The sequence below is a fragment of the Polynucleobacter finlandensis genome, assembly GCF_018881755.1.
Classification (GTDB): domain Bacteria; phylum Pseudomonadota; class Gammaproteobacteria; order Burkholderiales; family Burkholderiaceae; genus Polynucleobacter; species Polynucleobacter finlandensis.
In genome coordinates, this window is the sequence record NZ_JACVPS010000006.1 from 101655 (window position 1) to 123212 (window position 21558).

Below are 21558 nucleotides of genomic sequence, written 5' to 3' on the forward strand. Positions count from 1 at the left end.
CGGGTTATTACTAGCTTAGCCATTGGGCTAGGGTTAGTGCGTATAACTCTATAGCGTTTATAGAAGGAGAATGTCTAAATTCAATTGAAGAGATTACTATGTTTGCAGGCACAAATATGGGCGCAGCACCGGCCTTAGCACCCCATCACATGGCGATGATTCCGCCAGACCGTTTAGCAGAAATTCAGAAAGAATATTTCACTGAGTTAGCACATCTTGCTACCAATCCAGAAGCGATTGAAGTTAAGGATCGCCGTTTTTCTGGAAAGGCTTGGCACTCCTCATGGAGTAAAACCATTGCCGCGACTTATTTGCTCAATGCAAAACATTTAATGGCCTTGGCCAAAGCAGTAGACACCGATGAAAAATCTCGGCAAAAGATTCTGTTCACTACCGAGCAGATGATTGATGCGCTCTCTCCATCAAACTTCATCGCCACCAATCCCGAAGTATTAGAAAATATCATTAGCTCGCAAGGGCAGTCCCTTCAGAATGGCATCGTTAATTTGTTGGCTGATATGAAAAAGGGCAAAGTTTCTCAAACAGATGAAACCGCTTTTGAGCTTGGTAAAAATATTGCCACTACCGAAGGTCAAGTGGTTTTCCGCTGTGAACTCTTTGAGCTGATTCAATACACGCCACTTACAGAGACTGTGTACGCGCGTCCATATTTAATGGTGCCACCGTGCATTAATAAGTACTACATCTTGGATTTACAGCCTGAGAACTCAGTTGTGCGCTACATGGTGGAGCAGGGCCATACAGTCTTTTTGGTTTCTTGGAAGAACCCTGATGACTCCATGAGCAAGGTGACCTGGGAAGATTACGTGGGCGATGGCGTCATTAAGGCGATTGAAGTGGCCAAAAACATTGGCGGCACAGATCAAATTAATATTCTGGGATTTTGCGTTGGTGGCACATTAGTCGCCTCTGCCTTGGCTGTCTTGGCTGCTAAAAAAGATAACTCTATTGCCAGCTTGACGCTACTAACAACGTTGTTGGATTTCACTAACACTGGGATCTTAGATGTCTTTATTGATGAGACGATGGTCAAGATGCGAGAAACCACTATTGGTGGTGAATCAGGCAAGTTCGGCATGATGTCTGGCTTAGATTTGGGTAATACTTTTTCTTTCCTGCGTCCAAACGACTTGGTGTGGAATTACGTTGTTGAGAATTACCTCAAAGGTAATTCACCGCCACCATTTGATCTGCTGTATTGGAATGGTGATTCCACCAATCTTCCTGGTGCGATGTACTGCTGGTACTTACGCCATACCTATTTACAGAATGATTTGGTGAAACCTGGCAAAGTCAGTTTATGTGGCCAGAAAATTGATTTGAGCAAAATTGATTGCCCAGCTTATATTTATGCATCTCAAGAAGATCATATTGTGCCGTGGCAATCAGCCTATCAATCTACGCAAATTCTGAGCGGCAAAAAACATTTTGTTCTTGGCGCCTCTGGACATATTGCAGGTGTGATTAATCCACCAGCAAAAAATAAACGGTATTACTTTGAAAACAGCAAGATTGCTAAGACAGCGGATGAGTGGCTTGCAGATGCAAAAGAGATTAAAGGCAGTTGGTGGCCTGACTATACAAAATGGCTTGCCCAGTTTGGTGGCGAAAAAATTGCTGCAAGAAAAGTATTTGGTAACTCGAAGTACAAGAAATTAGAAGCTGCACCTGGCAAGTATGTCAAAGAAAAATTAGGTCCAGCGGTTTAATTAAGCATAACAACAACAATTTTTTAAAAGGGGAAATCCATGTCTCAAAAAGTCGCATATGTAACTGGTGGTATGGGCGGTATCGGTACAGCTATTTGTCAACGTTTGGCTAAAGATGGCTTTAAAGTCATTGCAGGTTGTGGCCCAAATTCTCCACGTAAAGATCGCTGGATTGCAGAGCAAAAAGCAATTGGCTATGACTTTATTGCTTCAGAGGGTAATGTTTCTGACTGGGAAAGCACTGTTATCGCTTTTGAGAAGGTGAAGGCTGAAGTAGGCCGTGTGGATGTCTTAGTCAACAACGCCGGCATTACGCGTGATAGCGTATTTCGTAAGATGACGCCTGATGCATGGAAGGCTGTTATTGATACCAACCTCAATTCTTTATTCAACGTGACCAAACAGGTTATCGATGGCATGTGCGAGAACAATTGGGGCCGAATCATCAATATTTCCTCTGTGAATGGTCAAAAAGGTCAGTTTGGCCAAGCAAACTATTCCACAGCAAAAGCTGGTTTACATGGTTTCACCATGGCTTTGGCTCAAGAAGTCGCCACCAAGGGTGTTACTGTCAATACCGTTTCTCCAGGTTATATCGGCACAGATATGGTTAAGGCGATCCGCGAGGATGTCTTGGAAAAAATTGTCTCTGGTATTCCGGTAAAGCGTTTGGGAACTCCTGAAGAAATAGCCTCTATTTGCTGCTGGATTGCGTCTGTAGATGGTGGCTATGCCACTGGTGCTGACTTCTCCTTAAATGGCGGTATCCATACAGGCTAAAAATAGCCACTAGTAGTCCATAACATCGGCATATTTACCTTTTAATCAAACTAGGGATAAACTATGCCGATGTTGCGTTGCACTACATTGAATTAGGAAAAATATATGGTAGCCCGTTCCAAGCGAGTTGGTGAAGACCGTCTCATCAAGAAGTACCCCAATAGACGTCTTTATGACACTCAGACCAGCACATATGTCACTCTGTCTGACATTAAAGGTTTGGTTATGGGTGGAGAGCCATTCAAGGTCGTTGACGCCAAAACTGAAGATGATTTGACGCGCAATATTTTGCTGCAAATTATTTTGGAAGAAGAGGCTTGCGGTTCTCCAGTATTTTCAACCCAGATGCTTTCTCAAATTATTCGCTTTTATGGCAACTCAATGCAAGGCTTGATGGGAAATTACCTCGAGAAGACAATGCAATCTTTTGTTGATATTCACCATAAGTTGGGCGATCAATCAAAGGGCATGGGTGCTGGTAGCAGTCCTGAAGCTTGGGCGCAAATGTTAAATCTTCAAAACCCGCTGATGCAAGGGCTCATGGGTAACTACATGGACCAAAGCAAAGATCTCTTTGTGAAGATGCAAGAGCAAATGCAGGGCTCTCAAAATCTGTTCACAGGTTTTCCGTTTACCCAGCCAGCCGCTAAAGAAGAAAAAGAATAGTTGTGGCGGGTAAGGTAGGGTTTGTCTCCTTGGGTTGCCCCAAGGCTCTGGTGGATTCCGAATTAATTCTGACTCAATTGAGTGCGGAAGGTTATGAAACATCCAAAGATTATTCTGGCGCCGATCTTGTTGTGGTCAATACCTGCGGCTTTATTGATTCAGCGGTAGAAGAAAGTCTTTCTGCTATTGGTGAGGCTTTGGCTGAGAACGGCAGAGTGATTGTCACGGGCTGTCTTGGTGCTCGGAAAAATGCTGATGGAAGCGATCTCATTCAGAGTATTCACCCCAAAGTCCTTGCTGTCACTGGCCCCCACGCTACAGCTGAGGTGATGCAAGCCATTCATCAGTATCTCCCTAAGCCGCATGACCCCTTTACCGATTTGCTTCCTCCGATTGGTGTGAAGTTAACGCCTAAGCACTATGCTTACCTAAAGATTTCTGAAGGCTGCAATCATCGCTGTACTTTCTGCATTATTCCGAGCTTGCGTGGCGATTTGGTTTCTAGGCCAATTGGCGAGGTGCTACTCGAAGCAAAAAGATTGTTTGAGTCTGGCGTGAAAGAATTATTAGTCGTTTCTCAAGACACTAGCGCATATGGCGTTGATATTCAGTACCGCACCGGATTTTGGGATGGCAAACCGGTTAAGACGCGCATGTTTGATTTGGTGAACGCCTTAAATCAAATCGCTCGAGAACATCAAGCCTGGGTGAGACTGCATTATGTTTACCCATATCCCCATGTCGATGACATTCTGCCTTTGATGGCAGAGTTTTCTGAACACGGTTATGGTGTTCTACCTTATTTAGATATTCCATTGCAGCACGCTCATCCTGACGTCTTAAAAAGAATGAAACGTCCGGCCAGCGGTGAAAAGAATTTAGAGCGGATTCAGGCATGGCGAGCAGCCTGCCCCGATTTAGTGATTCGCAGCACCTTTATTGCTGGTTTCCCTGGTGAGACGGAAGTCGAATTTGACTATCTTTTAAATTTCCTAGATGAGGCGGAAATTGATCGTGCTGGTTGCTTCGCCTACTCGCCTGTTGATGGGGCAACTGCCAACCTCTTAGAAAAGCCGGTTCCGGATGCCATTCGCGAAGATCGTCGAGCCCGCTTTATGGCTAAGGCAGAAGAGATTTCCATTAAACGCCTTGAAAAGAAGGTCGGTAAACGCATTCAGGTGCTGATAGACCGGATTGACGCTGATGGTGGAATAGGGCGAACAGTTGGCGATGCCCCTGAAATTGACGGTTTGGTGAGGGTTTTGCCACCCAGCAAACCCTCCAAGCGCTATCGTGTAGGTGAATTTGTCCGTGCCACGGTGATTAGCTCCCAAGGGCATGACCTAATAGCCGAAACTTGAAATTCGCATAAAAATTGAGCTAGGATTACTAAATTTGCTCCAATTGGGGCTCTGCTAAGGGGATTGATATGAGTCGTGATGTCGTTGTATTAAGTGCGGTACGTTCCGCAATTGGCACCTTCAATGGTTCACTCAGTAGTTTTGAGCCTTCTGAACTCGGTGGCATTGTGATGAAAGAGGCGGTAGCCCGCTCTGGTGTAGATCCAGCTTTAATTAATTACGTAACTGTTGGAAATACTATTCCAACGGATAGCCGTTATGCCTATGTTGCACGCGTAGCCTCTATTCAGGCTGGCCTGCCAATGGAATCTGTTGCGATGGCTCTAAACCGTTTGTGCAGTTCTGGTTTGCAAGCCATTGTGTCTACTGCTCAACAAATCATGTTGGGCGACTGTGATTACGGTATTGGTGGTGGTGTTGAAGTGATGTCGCGTGGGATGTATGGCTCACCAGCAATGCGCAGTGGTGCACGTATGGGTGATACCAAGATGCTCGACTTGATGGTTGCCGTTCTCACCGATCCATTTGGCGTTGGTCATATGGGCGTTACCGCTGAGAACCTTGTAGAAAAATGGAAGTTAACACGCGATGAGCAAGATGCTTTAGCGGTTGAGTCTCATCGCCGTGCTGCTCATGCGATTAAAGAAGGTCGTTTTAAATCACAAATCGTTCCAATCACGATCAAGACTCGTAAGGGCGATATCGTGTTTGATACCGATGAGCATTGCAAGCCAGAAACAACCATGGAAACTTTGGCGAAGATGAAAGCAGTCTTCAAAAAAGAGGGTGGCAGCGTAACTGCTGGTAATGCATCTGGCATCAATGATGGCGCAGCCTTCTTTGTATTGGCTGATGCTGAAACCGCTAAAAAAGCAGGTCATAAGCCTATCGCTCGTTTGGTTTCTTACGCTGTTGCTGGTGTGCCAAACCACATCATGGGTGAAGGTCCTATTCCTGCGACGAAGATTGCTCTTGAACGTGCTGGACTGAAATTAGACCAAATCGATGTGATCGAATCTAATGAAGCCTTTGCTGCGCAAGCATTGGCCGTTACTAAAGGCTTGGGACTAGATCCGGCTAAGACAAACGTTAATGGTGGTGCGATAGCGTTAGGCCATCCAATTGGTTGCTCTGGTGCAGCGATTGCTACTAAAGCGATTCATGAGTTACATCGCGTAAATGGCAAATATGCTTTGGTCACGATGTGTATTGGTGGCGGACAGGGTATTGCTACGATTTTTGAGCGCCTGTAATCGAAATAGTTACTACGGATTGCTTAAGCTAAACGCTTAGGCAATCAAGAGTAAAGCAGCATCCAAGCCGACTCGGTCAAAAGCCGCGTCGGCTTTTTCTTTGACGATGGGTTTTGCTCTGTAGGCAATGCTGATGCCTGAGCCATGCATCATCGGTAGATCATTTGAGCCATCACCCATGGTAATTGCATGCGATTTAGTGCAATTCATGAGAGTGCATGCGCCATCTAGGTAGGCCGCTTTTGCTGCACCATCAACAATCTCACCAAGGACTTTGCCGGTGAGTTTGCCGTTGATGATTTCTAGGGTATTGGCTTGTGTTTGCTTGAAACCCAATTCTTTTTGAAGTTTCTCGGTAAAGAATGTAAAGCCACCAGAAACAAGTAAGGTATAGAGGCCGCGTTGATGGGCGCCTGCCAAAAGTTCCAAGGCGCCAGGGTTAGGGCGTAAACGTTCTTTATAGACCGAGTCCAATACATCGGCCGATACGCCAGCAAGCAGTGCAACGCGACGGCGCAAACTTTCTTTAAAGTCTTTGATCTCGCCCCGCATTGTTGCTTCGGTGATTTCTGAAACAGCAGCTTTCTTGCCGGTGAAGTCGGCGATCTCATCAATACATTCGATATTGATTAAGGTTGAATCCATATCCATTGCCAGAACCCTCACTTCTTGAGGTATGAATGCCGTGGACAAAAAGGCAAGGTCAGTACCATGTGTGGCAGCAATGTCACGCATGGCAACCCGTGCTTCTGGCATCAGCGTTTTGGAAGCCATCCATCGCTCAGAGAAATATCCTGATCGAGAGAGCATTGCTTGGCTGGACTGCAATTCGATACCGAGTACTTTGGCATGCTCAGAAAGCGCAGAGCCCAATCCCGGTGGGATAGGGCTATTTGCTAAGGAAACGAGTGTTACTGGCGAGGACATAGGTCAATCATAATCTGAGTGGCTGATTAATTGGCTTGTGCGGTAGTAAGCATAGCTGATTCGTTTAGGCTTCTGAGGATCTTTCGGATAAAGTCTAAGCGTTGCTCTAACTTCTCAAAATCACGCTCTTTTGGTGGCAATACCTTCAACTTATCTTGTCCATTGAGCTGAATATTTTTTGAGCTCTGAATCAGTTGAATGATCTTCATTGGATCTATGGGTGGATTCGGTATAAATTGAATTTGGATAGAGCTTGGGGTGGCGTCGATTTTCTTAATGCCAAATCCTGACATCTCCAAACGCAAGCGATGCGTCTCATAAAAAGATTTAGCTTGGTCTGGCAGGTCACCAAAGCGATCTATCAATTCTTCGCGTAAACCCATTAATTCTGAAAAATCAGTAGTACCAGCAAAACGCTTATACAGCGACAGACGCTCGTGGACATCGGGGCAATAGTCCTGAGGCAAGAGAGCGGGGACGCCTAAATTGACATCTGTTGTCGCTTGTAATGGTGATAAAAGGTCTGGCTCCTTACCGCTTCTTAAAGATTTAACAGCGCGATTCAACATTTCCGTATAGAGCTGGTAGCCAATCTCATGGATTTCACCAGACTGTTTATCGCCCAGAACTTCGCCTGCACCCCGAATTTCCAAATCATGCATTGCTAAATAGAAGCCAGAACCCAGTTCTTCCATCGCCTGAATTGCATTGAGACGTAACTGCGCTTGCTTGCTCAGAGCCTCAGGATCAGGCACTAGGAGGTAAGCGTAGGCTTGGTGATGTGAGCGGCCCACACGGCCACGAAGTTGATGGAGTTGAGCCAAGCCAAATTTATCTGCGCGGTGCATGATGATGGTGTTGGCTGTCGGTACATCAATGCCCGTTTCAATAATGGTCGTACATAGCAATATATTGGTACGCTGAGTAACGAACTCGCGCATCACAGATTCAAGTTCGCGCTCATGCATCTGTCCATGAGCTACGCTAATACTGGCTTCAGGAATAAGCTCTTGTAATGCATGCTTGCGATTTTGTATGGTTTCAACTTCATTGTGAAGAAAGTAAACCTGTCCACCACGTTTGATCTCACGAAGCACTGCTTCACGAATGACGCCATCACCCTCGCGGCGAACAAAAGTCTTAATTGCTAAACGCTTTTGCGGAGCAGTAGCAATAATAGAAAATTCGCGCAATCCTTCCATCGCCATTCCTAAGGTTCTTGGAATTGGTGTGGCCGTTAAAGTCAGAATATCCACTTCAGCGCGCAATGCTTTTAATGCATCCTTTTGGCGAACGCCAAAGCGATGTTCCTCATCAACAATCACCAGACCTAGGTTAGCAAATCGGGTCTCTTTTGATAGGAGTTTGTGTGTACCAATAATGATATCGGCATCTCCCTTAGCAATGGCTTCAAGAGCGGCGTTGATCTCTTTAGTGGTTTTAAAGCGAGAGAGCTCAACAATTCGTACTGGCCAATCAGCAAAGCGATCTTTCCACGTAGCAACGTGTTGTTCAGCTAGCAGAGTAGTTGGAGCCAGAATAGCAACTTGCTTACCGCCCATCACCGCTATGAAACTGGCGCGTAATGCCACTTCTGTTTTGCCAAAGCCCACATCACCACAAACTAAGCGATCCATTGGTGTTCCGCTAGTCATATCGCCAATCACTGCCGTAATCGCATTGGCTTGGTCGGGTGTTTCTTCAAAGCCAAAGCTTTCAGCAAACGCTTCATAGTCATGACTTGAATACTCAAAGGCATGACCTTTACGAATTGCACGCGCTGCGTAAAGGCTAAGTAACTCTGCTGCAGTGTCACGTATTTGTTGCGCAGCCTTACGCTTGGCTTTATCCCATTGACCAGATCCCAGTTGATGCAGTGGTGCGGAGTCAGGATCTGAGCCTGCATATCGTGTGACCATTTGTAATTGCTGTACTGGGACGTACAAGGTAGCTTCTCGCGCATAAACGAGGTGCAAGAACTCTTCAAAGATCGGCGCTTGTTTTGGTGGCGCTACATTGAGCAATACCAAACCTTGATAGCGGCCAATGCCGTGATCAGAATGAACTACAGGATCGCCAATTTTAAGCTCTGACAAATCTTTAAAGAGCATGTCAGGATCAGCGCTCTCGCTCGTTTTTCCTTTACGTCGTTGTCTTGCAGTCGAGGTAAATAATTCTGCCTCAGTGATAACGAGTAAATTTTCAGATGGCCAAGAAAAGCCATTAAAAAGCGATGCTGTAACCAAACCAAATAAGGATTCACTCTTTACAAAATCAGCAATACTCTCGAACCCCCCTGGTTTCAATGGATATAGAGGTTTACCATCCTGACCAGCGACAGCATTACTTTCATCAAGCAATTGGCGAATGGATTCTTTTCGACCAGCACTATCGCTGCAAACCAAAACACGAATTTTTTCTTGTGCAACCACATTGCGCAGGCGATGAATAGGATCAGCATCGCGTCGATGAACTGCAATATCAGGTACCGGCAAGAACTGGGGCGACTCGTTTGTATCTCGATTGAGAACTAAGCGTGCATTCGGTTTAAGTTGAATAAAGAACTCATCAGCATCAAGGAACAATTCTTTTGGCGGAAGAATGGGTCTATCGAGATCATGTTTTAAGAATTCATATCTTTGGACAGTGTCTTTCCAGAAGCCCTGGATGGATTCCTCGACATCCCCAATGCTAAGAAGCCAGACAGGATCGCCTGAACGTGGGAAGTAATCGAATAAATTGGAAGATTCATCGAAAAAGAGTGGGAGATATGATTCGATACCTGCACTCGGTATTCCTAAATTGGCGTCTTTGTAGATCGAACAGCGAGTTGGATCGCCTTCAAAGACCTCCCTCCAACGGCTTCGGAATGCTGTTCTAGAGTTGTCATCAAAGGGGAACTCATGACCAGGCAGTAGTCGCACCTCTTTGACTGGATACAAACTGCGTTGAGTATCAGGGTCAAAGGCACGGATTTGTTCAATTTCGTCACCAAATAAATCCAAGCGATAGGGCAGACTAGAGCCCATTGGAAATAAATCGATTAAGCCACCACGGATGCTGTATTCGCCAGGGCGCATCACGGCGCTGACGGGATCATAGCCAGCCTGTTGAAGTTGTAGCTTTAGGGCTGCTTCATTGAGCTTGTCACCCTGTCTAAAGAAGAAGGTATGCCCTGACAGGAACCCAGGAGGTCCGAGCCTCTGAAGGGCGGTTGTGACTGGTACGAGAACAATGTCACAGCTTCCATTGAGGAGTTCATATAAGGTGGCTAAGCGCTCAGAGACCAGATCTTGATGAGGTGAAAAGTGATCGTAGGGGAGAATTTCCCAGTCAGGCAAAAGCCTTGTCTTGAGTTGTGGTGCAAAGGCAGGAATTTCTTCTAGAAGACGCTGTGCATCTTGAGCATGGGCACAAAAAACCACCATGACAGAAAAATTACCCCGGTAGCGCAGGGCAGACTGGGCGATCAGGGCCGCATCCGCCGATCCAATCAGTCCCGAAAAGGTAAAGCGCTGCCCAGCCCGTGGAGCGGGTATGGGGGGTACTGGATTTAATGCATCAGACATCTGTGCTCATTATAGAATCAGGCATGAGTTCTGGAAATCAATCGCTACCGCAATGCCACGCTTTGCTGCCTACAGCAGGTACGGGTTCACGCCTGGGAGGAGATCTCCCAAAGCAGTTCCAGGAGCTTGCAGGCAGGCCAATGCTAGCTTATGCGATCGAGGCTTTTTGCCAGACTCCAGAAATACAGTCTGTTTGGGTGGGTGTTAATCCTGGGTTTATCGATAACCCTATTCTTGGCCGTTTGGTAGCAAGCGATACACCACTTCATTTTTTACCGACTGGTGGACCCACCAGACAAGAAACCGTTAGAAATACTTTGGCAGCGATGTTGAGCTCTGGTATTCCTGAATCGGATTGGGTGTTGGTTCATGATGCCGCTCGTCCTGGAATCTCAACTCACTTAATCCAAAAATTGATCAAGGCTGTAACGCCGTCCAATGGCGGAGGCCTTTTAGCTTTGCCTGTAGCCGATACCTTGAAGCTTGCCGATCTGAATTCTGCTCTTGCTGGTAGCTACGCGCATGTTGAGAAAACCATCTCTCGTAATCACCTATGGCAAGCCCAAACGCCACAGATGTTCCCGGTCAAGAAGTTACATGATGCACTGGAAGACGGCATTCGCATGGAGGCTGACATTACAGACGAGGCTAGCGCTATGGAACTAACCGGTTTAAAACCGCTGTTGGTTGAAGGTGCCATGCGCAACTTTAAAGTCACTCATCCAGCAGATTGGGAGTTGATGCATACACTTCTCCAGTCAGCTCGCCAGCCATCATAAAATCGCCAGAAGAACAAATTACCATGACAACTGCACCACACATCCCACAATTTCGCATCGGGCAGGGCTATGACGTGCATGCGTTAGTTGTAGGCCGAAAACTGATTTTGGGTGGTGTGCACATCCCATATGAAATGGGCTTATTAGGTCATTCTGATGCAGATGCCTTATTGCATGCGCTGACGGATGCATTGCTTGGCGCTGCAGGGTTAAACGACATCGGCCAACTGTTTCCAGATAATGATCCGCGCTACAAAGACATGGATAGTCGTATCTTGTTACGCGCTGCATTACAAAAAGTTCAAGCTGCTGGTTTTCATATCGGGAATGTCGATGCCACCATCATCTGTCAAAAGCCCAAGCTTGCAAACTTTTTACCAGAGATGGTTCATAACATCGCTGAGGATTTAGGCGTGACCGCAAGTCATGTCAATCTCAAGGCAAAAACCAATGAATCTCTTGGCCATCTTGGTAGAGGTGAGGGCATTGCGGTTCATGCCGTTGCCTTGCTGTACAAATCCTAATCTTTTTTACTTTTATATATGGAGTTATCTATGGCTATTAGTCAGAGCCTCGAGCAGAGTGCTTTATCTCAACTTTTCATTGATGCTCGCACGCACAACTCTTGGCAAGATAAGCCTGTCACGGACGAGCAAATTAAGGATCTCTACGAGCTGCTTAAATTTGCTCCGACCTCTGTTAATTGCAATCCAGCCAGATTTCTCTTTATCAAAAGCCCCCAAGCAAAAGAGCGCTTGCTGGCTTGCGTTACTCCGGGAAATCTCGAGAAAACACGTGCAGCTCCTGTTACGGCCATCATTGGGATGGATTTGGACTTCTATGAACAGTTGCCAAAATTATTTCCCCATGTTGATGCCAAAAGCTGGTTTGTGGGTAAGGATGCTTATATCGAATCAACCGCTTTTCGCAATTCAGCGTTGCAGGGTGCTTATCTAACGATGGCAGTGAGGGCGCTGGGCCTTGATTGCGGTGCTATGAGTGGGTTTGATGCTGATAAGGTGAATGCGGAGTTTTTCCCTGATGGAAGGGTAAAAGTGAACTTTTTACTCAATATTGGCTATGGCAATAGCGCCAGTTTGATGCCTAGACAACCCCGTCCGTCATTCGCCGAGGTCTGCAGAATCCTCTAAATACGCTGGGCATTGTAGAATTAGCGTCTTTAGAGTGAAGTTTAAGCTCGGTAGCGTTTGCGGAATTCGCGAGGATGGCGAAATTGGTAGACGCACCAGGTTTAGGTCCTGACGCCAGAAATGGTGTGGGGGTTCGAGTCCCCCTCCTCGCACCACAAGTTAGCTACTTGGCTTGGGCTTCACATATCCTGATTTCAATGAAGAGACGAGAATGGCTGTGCAGATAGAAAATTTAGGTCAACTAGACCGCAAAATGACTTTGGAATTCGCTCGTGCCGATTTGGCAAAAGCGCGTGAGGCCCGTTTGGCAAAAGTTGGTAAGACCATGAAAGTGGCTGGCTTTCGTCCGGGCAAAGTTCCGAAGAATATGGTTGAAAAACAATATGGCATGCAAGTGGATTTTGAAATCCAATTTGATAAAGCCTCTGAATTATTTTTTGAACTCAGTCAAAAAGAAGGCATCCTGCTTGCTGGCCAACCACGCCTTGAGCCAAAGAGTGAGTTAGATGCTGACAAGATCGTTTTTGATGCTTACTTTGAAGTGCTGCCGGAAGTCAAAATTGGCGACTTCAGCAAAGCGGAAGTAACCAAGTACACAACGACTATTGCGGATGCTGAAATTGATCGCGCATTAGACGTGCTACGTAAGCAACAAGTGCATTACCACCCACGTGGTGAGGCTGGTCCTCATGGCGATGGCGGCGCAAATACTGCGGCCCAAGCTGGCGACCAAGCAATTATTGACTTCGTAGGCAAGATTGACGGCGTTGAATTTGCTGGCGGTAAGGCAGAGAACTTTGAGTATGTTTTAGGTGAAGGTCGCATGCTTCCAGAATTTGAAGCTGCAACCCTGGGCTTGAAAGCCGGTGAGAGCAAAACTTTCCCATTGAGCTTCCCAGCTGATTACCACGGTAAAGATGTTGCTGGCAAAACTGCAGAGTTCACCATCACCGTTAAACAAGTGAACTGGGCACACCTGCCAACGGTTGATGACAATTTTGCATTGTCATTAGGTGTTACTGAAGGCGGCGTTGCCAAGATGCGCGAAGAAGTTAAAGAAAACTTAGATCGCGAAGTAAAGCGTCGTATTACTTCTTTGTTGAAAAATGAAGTAATGGACCAAATTGATAAGAACTGCGAATTGGATGTTCCTAAGTCCTTAATTGCTTCAGAGCAAGAGCGTTTAGTTGAATCCGCGCGTCAAGATCTCATGCAGCGTGGCATTCCGAATGCCAAAGATGCTCCGATCCCTCCTGAAATGTTTGCCGAACAAGCTACTAAGCGTGTACGTCTTGGTTTGATTTTGGGCGATCTGGTTAAGCAAAAGGATTTGAAAGCTACCGCTGACCAAATCAAGGCTGAGATTGATGAGCAAGCTGCTACTTATGAAGACCCAAAAGAAGTGGTACGCTGGTTCTATAGCAACCCAAGCCGTCTCAAGGATATTGAGAACTTGGTACTTGAAGATAACGTAATTAAATACTTCACATCACTTGCTAAGGTAAATGAGAAGGCCGTTAGCTTCGAAGAGCTTAGCAAATTAAATTGATTGAATAAGGCGCAATGACATGAACCAGAATCATTTTCAGTTTGAGAATTTAGAGCCTAAAGGTTTGGGTTTGGTTCCTATGGTGATCGAGACCTCTGGTCGAGGTGAGCGTGCCTATGACATTTACTCCCGCCTTTTAAGAGAACGCGTTGTATTCTTGGTTGGCGAAGTCAATGATCAAACTGCAAACTTGGTTATTGCCCAGTTGTTATTTCTTGAGAGTGAAAATCCAGATAAAGAAATTTCTCTGTATATCAATTCTCCTGGCGGTTCTGTTTCTGCAGGTTTGGCTATTTACGATACGATGCAATTTATCAAGCCGCACGTTAGTACTTTGTGTATGGGTATGGCTGCGAGCATGGGTGCTTTCCTATTGTGCGCTGGTGAGAAGGGTAAGCGTTATGCCTTGCCAAATTCTCGCGTGATGATTCATCAGCCTTTAGGTGGAGCACGCGGCCAGGCTTCCGATATCGAAATTCAAGCACGTGAGATCTTGTATTTGCGTGAGCGTCTCAATCAAATTTTGGCAGATCGTACGGGCCAATCTATGGAGACGATTGCAAAAGATACAGACCGCGATAACTTTATGTCAGCAGAACAAGCTCGTGACTATGGCTTGATTGATAAAGTCATTGAAAAACGTCCATAAGCTTGCATAGAAATTACATTAGTTAGGCATCCCACTTGAGCGATACAACCTCTACAAGCAGTTCAGATAAAACACTGTATTGCTCTTTCTGCGGCAAGAGTCAGCATGAGGTAAAAAAACTGATTGCTGGACCATCTGTTTTTATCTGTGATGAGTGCATCGATTTATGTACTGACATCATTCAAGAAGAGATTGCCAAGCTCCCTAAGAGTGAAGGCGATGACGCATTGCCAACACCTCATCAGATTCGTGAAAATTTAGATCAATACGTTATTGGTCAAGACCAAGCCAAAAAGACTTTGGCTGTAGCGGTTTATAACCATTACAAGCGCTTACAGTATTTGCCTAAGCCTAAAAAAGAGAAGTTAGACAAGGATGGCAAACCTACCGAAGCAGTAGATAAAAAAGAATCCAAGAAGCCCGCAAAGGCAATGGTGGATGGCGTTGAATTAGCAAAGAGCAATATTTTGCTGATTGGACCAACGGGCTCTGGCAAAACCCTGCTTGCCCAAACTTTGGCTCGCATGTTGGACGTGCCTTTTGTCATGGCGGATGCAACTACATTAACCGAGGCTGGTTACGTAGGTGAAGATGTCGAAAATATTATTCAGAAGCTACTGCAAGCTTGTGACTACAACGTCGAAAAAGCCCAGCGTGGCATTGTGTACATTGATGAGATCGATAAGATCTCGCGTAAGTCAGATAATCCATCGATTACTCGTGACGTTTCAGGAGAGGGTGTTCAACAGGCCCTTCTGAAATTAGTCGAGGGTACGATGGCTTCCATTCCCCCGCAAGGCGGACGCAAGCATCCTAATCAGGATTTCTTGCCCGTGGATACGACTAACATCCTCTTCATTTGTGGTGGCGCTTTTGATGGTCTTGAAAAAGTGATTCAACAACGTACTGCAAAAACCGGTATCGGCTTTAATGCAACTGTCCCGGGTAAAGATGATCGTGGCGTGAGTGATTTGCTAGTTGAAGTTGAGCCAGAGGATTTGATTAAATTTGGCTTAATCCCAGAGCTGATTGGCCGCTTGCCAGTGGTAACCACTTTGGCGCAATTGGATGAGGAAGCTTTAATTCAGATTCTGACAGAGCCAAAAAATGCTTTGGTAAAGCAATATCAAGCGCTTTTAACCATGGAAGGTGCTGAACTTGAGGTCCGAGTAGAGGCCCTCTCAGCAATCGCTAAGAAGGCTATTGCGCGTAAAACAGGTGCTCGCGGCCTGCGATCCATCCTTGAGGGTTCATTAATGGATGTGATGTATGACTTGCCATCCTTGAAGAATGTTCAAAAGGTCGTTATCGACGAATCTAGCATTCAAGAAGGCGGAAAACCACTTTTGGTCTACAAGCAAGATGTAGAACATGAAGATTTGAGCAAAAAAGCTTAATTTTTAAGGTTTTTTTGCTGTTTTGTCCCTTTTTTCGGGCATTTTTCGCATTTCACCCCCTTGTTTTTTCCTGGGTCAAGCCCATATAGGTAGTATGCTATCTCTTAATAATGTCTCTATTTAGTGTTTTTGCTATTTAGAGAACTTTATGAGAATTGACTACTTTGGAGGATTTGCCCCATGCCTGGCCACTTATTACTACCCTCTGAACCGATTCAGCTCCCATTGCTGCCTTTACGGGATGTAGTTGTCTTTCCCCATATGGTGATCCCATTGTTTGTGGGTCGCCCAAAATCCATTAAAGCCTTAGAGGCCGCTATGGAAACCGGTAAAAACGTATTGTTGGTAGCCCAGAAGACGGCCGCCAAGGATGAGCCGAGCGTCGAAGACCTCTATGAAGTCGGCTGTATCGCTAACATCTTGCAAATGCTTAAATTGCCCGATGGCACCGTTAAGGTCCTCGTGGAAGGTGTTCAGCGGGCTGAGGTGAGCCAAATTGAAGATAGCCAGGGCTACTTTGCCTGTGAAGCGACACCAACTCCCATTGCAACATTAGATGCACATGAAACTGAAGCATTGCGTCGCGCCATCATGGCCCAGTTTGATCAGTACGTAAAACTAAACAAAAAAGTACCTCAGGAAATCCTGTCTTCCTTAGGTGGGATTGATGATCCGAGTCGCTTAGCCGATACCATCTGTGCACATTTGCCTGTCAAGTTAGAGCAAAAACAAAAACTGTTGGAGATGACCGACGTTGTTCAAAGGCTAGAAAGCCTTTTGGCGGACCTCGAAAGTGAAATTGATATTTTGCAAGTAGAGAAACGTATCCGTGGACGCGTGAAACGCCAAATGGAAAAGAGCCAACGTGAGTATTACTTGAATGAGCAAGTCAAAGCGATTCAAAAAGAATTAGGTGAGGGTGAAGAGGGTGCTGATCTTGAGGAGCTCGAGAAGCGTATTAAAGCTGCTCGCATGCCTAAAGAGGCGCTGAAAAAAGCCGAATCAGAGTTAAAGAAACTCAAGCTCATGTCACCAATGTCTGCTGAGGCAACGGTGATTCGGAACTTCATCGATACCTTGGTGAATTTACCTTGGAAGAAAAAAAGCAAGATTAATAACGATCTCACTAATGCTGAAAAAGTTTTGGATGAAGATCACTACGGTTTAGATAAAGTTAAAGAACGTATTTTGGAGTACCTCGCAGTTCAACAACGTGTTGATCGTGTAAAGGCTCCAATCCTATGTTTAGTTGGCCCTCCTGGTGTTGGTAAGACGTCTTTAGGTCAATCTATTGCACGTGCTACCAACCGTAAGTTTGTTCGTATGGCCTTGGGTGGCGTGCGCGATGAATCTGAGATTCGTGGTCACCGTCGCACCTATATCGGGTCTATGCCTGGCAAGATCTTGACGAGCCTCACCAAGGTGGGCGTCCGTAATCCACTGTTCTTGCTTGATGAAGTAGATAAGATGGGTATGGACTTCCGCGGCGATCCTGCTAGCGCTTTATTAGAGGTGTTAGATCCAGAGCAAAACCACACATTCCAAGATCACTATGTAGAGGTTGATTTTGATCTATCTGATGTGATGTTTGTGGCAACGGCTAACTCATTGAATATTCCCGGCCCATTGTTAGATCGCCTGGAAATCATTCGTCTGGCCGGTTATACGGAAGATGAGAAGAGCAATATTGCCGTCAATTACCTCATTCCCAAACAAATCAAAAATAACGGTTTGAAAAAAGATGAGTTAAAGATTGAGGAAAGCGCTGTTCGCAGCATGATCCGTTATTACACGCGTGAAGCCGGCGTCCGGTCCTTGGAGCGCGAGATTAGCAAAATTTGTCGCAAAGTGGTCAAGCTTTTGCTCTTGAAGAAAGAAGCTGCACCGATTGTGGTTAACGCTGACAATCTCGAGAAGTTCTTATCGGTTCGCATGTACGACTTTGGTTTGGCGGCAAAAGAGAACCAAGTGGGTCAAGTAACCGGTTTAGCTTGGACAGAAGTTGGTGGAGATTTGTTAACGATTGAAGCGGCAGTGATGTCTGGTAAGGGTGTTATCACTCGTACTGGCTCCATTGGTGATGTTATGAAGGAATCGGTTGAAGCTGCGCGTACTGTGGTTCGCTCGCGCGCAAGACGTCTTGGCATCGCAGATGAAGCTTTCGAAAAGAAAGACATTCACATTCACTTTCCGGATGGCGCCACACCAAAAGATGGTCCTTCAGCAGGCATCGCCATTACAACTGCTTTGGTTTCCGTATTGACGGGCATTCCCATTCGCTCCGATGTTGCGATGACCGGTGAAATTACCTTGCGCGGTGAAGTATTACCAATTGGCGGACTTAAGGAAAAGCTATTGGCAGCCCATCGCGGTGGCATTAAGCTTGCCCTAATTCCTGAGGAAAACGTGAAGGATCTGATCGAAATTCCAGACAATGTTAAGAATGCGATTGAGATTGTTCCGGTTCGCTGGATTGATAAGGTGCTAGAGCTTGCCTTAGAACGCATGCCCCAAGCATTGCCCGATCCAACCCCAGAGGAGCTGGCTAAAAAAGCTGCCGAGGCGAGCAAGGCTAATGAAAAAACGGCTGGTGCTGAGGTTTTGAAGCATTAGTCCCAAAGGGTTCCAGGCTCCATTACATCCTCTTAGGTTGATGGATCAGGGAACCCTGCCTTTGCTAGGCCTTTGAGTTACAATTCTCCCTGTAGTAATTTTGGGGCGCTTAGCTCAGTTGGTAGAGCGTCTGCCTTACACGCAGAATGTCGGCGGTTCGAACCCGTCAGCGCCCACCAAGATTCTTCATCGCTTTTTAGGCCAACTAGCTGCTCTAGATCTCAACGCCTAGTACACTGCACCATCGACTTTATTTCCCAGCGACTAACTCATGTTTGATACCGTACGTAAGCACCAAAAGATTCTTCAACTCGTTTTGATGCTCTTCATTGTTCCGTCCTTTGTAATGTTTGGTATCTCTAGCTATTCCGGTTTTATGGATAAAGAGACTGATATCGTCAAAATCAATGGCAAGGCCATCACCGCACAAGAAGTAGAGTCTGCTGCTAAGCGTCAAGCTGAACGGGTTGGTGGGAATGCCCAAATTGCACAAAGCCTACAGTTCCGCCAAGCTATTTTGAATGAACTCATGCAGCAACGCATTCTAGGCTTTGCTGTTTACGATTTGCACCTGCAAGTCGGCAAAGAGGCGCTCATTAAAAGCTTGCAAAATATTCCGCAAATTCGCGCACTCTATCGCCAAGATGGAAGCTTTGATGATCTACGCTTCAAGCAGCTCTTGGCAAGCAATGGCATGAATGAAGAACAGTTTTATGCTGGCCAAAGTTTTGATTTAAAGATCCAACAATTGGTTGGCTCCGTTTCTCGTACTGAACTTGCTAGCCCGAAGATTTCAGAGGCAATTTCGTCCTTGTATGAGACAGAGCGTGCAGTGCAGGTATTGCAATTTAACGCCAAAGACTACTTAAGCAAAGTAAACCCAAGCCCAGAAGAGCTGCAAGCCTTCTACGATGCCAATACTAGGTTATTTGAGAGTCCAGAATTTATTGATATTGAATACATCGTTCTCAAGGCCGACCCAAAAGAAGATGCTAAGGTTTTTGGCGAACGAGCTGATCAGTTTGCCAATATGACTTATGACCAATCAGACAGCTTAAAACCAGCTGCGGATAAATTGAAGTTAAGTGTTCAGTCTCAAAAGAACGTAACCCGTGGAGGCATTGCGGGTTTAGGTAAAGACCATCCTCTGAGCAACCCAAAAGTGATTCAGTCTTTGTTTGGTGATGAAGCTCTAAAAAACAAGCGCAATACTGAAGCGGTACAAACTTCACCTGGTGTGTTTGTCTCGGCTCGAGTAGTCACTTTCCACCCAGCTCAAACATTGCCTTTTAAGGATGTTGCAGCTGAAGTAAGGCGCCAGGTAAGTCAGCGCGCTGCTGAGAAATTAGCTGTTGCTTCGGCCGCAGAGAAATTTTCTGCACTTGAAAAAGATCCTCAGAATTCAAGTGGATTCGCTAGCCCAGTTTGGGTATCCCGCAATAAGCCAGGCAATTTGCTTGGCCAAGCCATGGATGAAGTTATGTCTGTGAATGCGGATAAATTACCGGCAGTTGTTTCTGTTTCCAATCCCGGCGTAGGAGCCAGCATCTACAGAGTTGATCAAGTTCGCCAACCTTCTGGTGGTGATGCCAAAATTCATCAGGCGCAAGCACAGCAGATACAAGCCCTGAGCGCTCAAGCAGAGTTTGCGGGATTCATGGCTTATTGGCGTGATGCTGCAAGCGTTAAGGTAATTAATCCACTCAAGCCAATGTCTTCGGGTGGTGCTGGTAGTTAATTCTTAAGCCTAATTTTTAAGCATGTTTTTGTATGGGGCCATAGAGCCCCATACGTTTTTGAAGAGAATGTTTTGAGCTTCTACATTAGGATGAAGGCGATCATCCTGGAATAACTGAGGCTTATCGGCAACCCCACTCAGAAAGAAGGGTAGTAATGTAATGCCTTCTTGGGTTGCCAGCGTTGAATACAGATCACGAAATTGCTTTGTGTACCGTTTGCCATAATTAGGAGGTATCTGCATGCCAAACAACAAGACTTTTGCACCGGACTTTTTACTCATCTGAATCATCTTGCGAAGATTGTTTTCTGATTCTGCTATTGGCAAGCCTCTCAATGCATCATTTGCGCCAAGCTCAAGCAACACTAGACCAGGTTTCTTTTCCTTGAGTAAATCACCCATTCGAGCAAGCCCTCCAGAGCTTGTTTCACCGCTGATACTGGCATTGAAGACAGACCACGGACTTCCTTCCTTCGCTAATTGCTGCTGAAGTAGGTTGACCCAGCCAGAACCACGAGGCAAGCCATATTCAGCAGACAGACTATCGCCCATCACTAAAATGACCGGGTTTGTTTGCGCCCAGGAGTTAAATCCAATAAACAGGCAAAATAGACCCACTAAAAGTGACGTTCTCAACGCATTACAGGGTTTGTGAAATCGCTTCATGATTCTGAGGTCAGTGGAAAAAGATAAGTAATGAGCAGTTTATTAAAAACAATTAGTGTCGCAAAACTAGGCAAGACGGTTTTTGCTAATGACGACTCTTTATCCATTTTGCACGACATTAGCTTTGATATTGAATCGGGCGAGAGTGTAGCGATTATTGGCGCCTCCGGCTCTGGCAAAAGCACGCTGTTGAGTCTTCTGGCTGGCCTTGATACACCAACTGAGGGTGAGGTTTGTTTGATGGGGCAAAGCCTCAATATCTTAGATGAGGATGGCCGGGCTAAGTTGCGTAGCTTACATACAGGCTTTGTTTTTCAGTCCTTCCAGCTACTTCCGCACCTAAATGCTCTGGAAAACGTCATGTTGCCAGCAGAGATCTTGGGACTTGATTTAGCCAGCACCCGAATTCAGGCTCAATATTGGCTTGATAAGGTGGGGCTGTCTCACCGGCTACAGCATTTTCCAAAGACACTTTCTGGTGGGGAGCAACAGCGCGTAGCCCTAGCCAGAGCCTTTATCAGCAAGCCCGCCATCTTGTTTGCCGATGAACCTACCGGCAGCTTGGATGAGGCTAGCGGAAGCAGGGTAATAGAGCTTTTATTTGAGCTCAATCGTGAATGTAACTCGACACTTGTCTTGGTGACTCATGACCCAGCCTTAGCAGCTCAATGCAGTCGTCAGTTTCAGCTTCAGGCTGGGCGATTGGTCTGATCAAAACCTTATAATCTAG

The 21558-nt window shown here is 45.9% G+C and carries 17 protein-coding genes and 2 tRNA genes; 16 read left to right on the plus strand and 3 right to left on the minus strand.

The annotated features are described in order from the left end of the window. Nucleotides 1-98 precede the first annotated feature (98 nt). The 5 genes from phaC to ICN49_RS05895 all read left to right on the plus strand — a co-directional run bounded on the left by phaC (nucleotide 99) and on the right by ICN49_RS05895 (nucleotide 5790). Entirely contained in the window at nucleotides 99-1730 is a 1632-nt protein-coding gene (phaC, locus tag ICN49_RS05875) for a class I poly(R)-hydroxyalkanoic acid synthase (protein WP_216166695.1), read from the plus strand. Nucleotides 1731-1769: 39 nt separating this feature from the next. After that, complete coding sequence (locus ICN49_RS05880) at nucleotides 1770-2510, plus strand: 3-ketoacyl-ACP reductase (protein WP_216166697.1); 741 nt, start codon at nucleotides 1770-1772, stop codon at nucleotides 2508-2510. 105 nt (nucleotides 2511-2615) lie between these two features. Further along, nucleotides 2616-3176, plus strand: a complete 561-nt coding sequence (gene phaR / locus ICN49_RS05885; protein ID WP_216166699.1) for a polyhydroxyalkanoate synthesis repressor PhaR — start codon at nucleotides 2616-2618, stop codon at nucleotides 3174-3176. 2 nt (nucleotides 3177-3178) lie between these two features. Beyond that, nucleotides 3179-4537, plus strand: coding sequence for a 30S ribosomal protein S12 methylthiotransferase RimO (gene rimO, locus ICN49_RS05890; RefSeq protein WP_216166701.1), 1359 nt, complete (start codon nucleotides 3179-3181; stop codon nucleotides 4535-4537). Between the two features lie 68 nt (nucleotides 4538-4605). Continuing rightward, the gene (locus tag ICN49_RS05895; RefSeq protein ID WP_216166703.1) at nucleotides 4606-5790 is read left to right on the plus strand and encodes an acetyl-CoA C-acyltransferase family protein; all 1185 of its coding nucleotides are present in this window, start codon (nucleotides 4606-4608) and stop codon (nucleotides 5788-5790) included. Nucleotides 5791-5826: 36 nt separating this feature from the next. On the opposite strand, the gene serB is transcribed toward ICN49_RS05895, so the two are convergent. Next, entirely contained in the window at nucleotides 5827-6717 is an 891-nt protein-coding gene (gene serB / locus ICN49_RS05900) for a phosphoserine phosphatase SerB (protein ID WP_216166704.1), read from the minus strand. Nucleotides 6718-6743: 26 nt separating this feature from the next. Continuing rightward, on the minus strand, nucleotides 6744-10286 hold the full coding sequence (gene mfd, locus ICN49_RS05905; protein WP_216166706.1) for a transcription-repair coupling factor: 3543 nt from the start codon (nucleotides 10284-10286) through the stop codon (nucleotides 6744-6746). 23 nt (nucleotides 10287-10309) lie between these two features. On the opposite strand from mfd, the gene ispD reads away from it, so the two are divergent. The 10 genes from ispD (at nucleotide 10310) to ICN49_RS05955 (ending at nucleotide 20162) form a co-directional block, all read left to right on the plus strand. Next, on the plus strand, nucleotides 10310-11065 hold the full coding sequence (gene ispD / locus ICN49_RS05910; RefSeq protein ID WP_216166708.1) for a 2-C-methyl-D-erythritol 4-phosphate cytidylyltransferase: 756 nt from the start codon (nucleotides 10310-10312) through the stop codon (nucleotides 11063-11065). Between the two features lie 23 nt (nucleotides 11066-11088). Further along, entirely contained in the window at nucleotides 11089-11589 is a 501-nt protein-coding gene (gene ispF / locus ICN49_RS05915) for a 2-C-methyl-D-erythritol 2,4-cyclodiphosphate synthase (protein ID WP_216166710.1), read from the plus strand. 30 nt (nucleotides 11590-11619) lie between these two features. Beyond that, on the plus strand, nucleotides 11620-12216 hold the full coding sequence (locus tag ICN49_RS05920; protein ID WP_216166712.1) for a malonic semialdehyde reductase: 597 nt from the start codon (nucleotides 11620-11622) through the stop codon (nucleotides 12214-12216). Nucleotides 12217-12284: 68 nt separating this feature from the next. Beyond that, nucleotides 12285-12371: transfer RNA gene (locus ICN49_RS05925), tRNA-Leu, on the plus strand. A gap of 56 nt (nucleotides 12372-12427) precedes the next feature. Continuing rightward, a complete protein-coding gene (gene tig / locus ICN49_RS05930) occupies nucleotides 12428-13765 on the plus strand; it encodes a trigger factor (RefSeq protein ID WP_216166714.1) in 1338 nt (445 codons plus the stop codon). Nucleotides 13766-13784: 19 nt separating this feature from the next. Continuing rightward, nucleotides 13785-14414, plus strand: coding sequence for an ATP-dependent Clp endopeptidase proteolytic subunit ClpP (clpP, locus tag ICN49_RS05935; protein ID WP_216166716.1), 630 nt, complete (start codon nucleotides 13785-13787; stop codon nucleotides 14412-14414). Between the two features lie 35 nt (nucleotides 14415-14449). Further along, nucleotides 14450-15811 (plus strand): ATP-dependent Clp protease ATP-binding subunit ClpX, encoded by a 1362-nt coding sequence (clpX, locus tag ICN49_RS05940; RefSeq protein WP_216166718.1) that lies wholly within the window; start codon nucleotides 14450-14452, stop codon nucleotides 15809-15811. Nucleotides 15812-15991: 180 nt separating this feature from the next. Continuing rightward, nucleotides 15992-18424 carry an endopeptidase La gene (lon, locus tag ICN49_RS05945; protein ID WP_216166720.1) on the plus strand — a complete coding sequence of 811 codons (2433 nt, stop codon included), beginning with the start codon at nucleotides 15992-15994 and terminating at the stop codon, nucleotides 18422-18424. Nucleotides 18425-18527: 103 nt separating this feature from the next. Then, a tRNA-Val gene (locus tag ICN49_RS05950) sits at nucleotides 18528-18603 on the plus strand. 92 nt (nucleotides 18604-18695) lie between these two features. Next, nucleotides 18696-20162: a peptidylprolyl isomerase gene (locus tag ICN49_RS05955; protein ID WP_216166722.1), complete on the plus strand. Its 1467-nt coding sequence runs from the start codon at nucleotides 18696-18698 to the stop codon at nucleotides 20160-20162. Nucleotides 20163-20171: 9 nt separating this feature from the next. On the opposite strand, the gene ICN49_RS05960 is transcribed toward ICN49_RS05955, so the two are convergent. After that, nucleotides 20172-20828, minus strand: a complete 657-nt coding sequence (locus ICN49_RS05960) for an arylesterase (RefSeq protein WP_216166724.1) — start codon at nucleotides 20826-20828, stop codon at nucleotides 20172-20174. Between the two features lie 30 nt (nucleotides 20829-20858). On the opposite strand from ICN49_RS05960, the gene ICN49_RS05965 reads away from it, so the two are divergent. Then, the gene (locus ICN49_RS05965; RefSeq protein WP_216166726.1) at nucleotides 20859-21539 is read left to right on the plus strand and encodes an ABC transporter ATP-binding protein; all 681 of its coding nucleotides are present in this window, start codon (nucleotides 20859-20861) and stop codon (nucleotides 21537-21539) included. The last annotated feature ends 19 nt before the right edge of the window (nucleotides 21540-21558 follow it).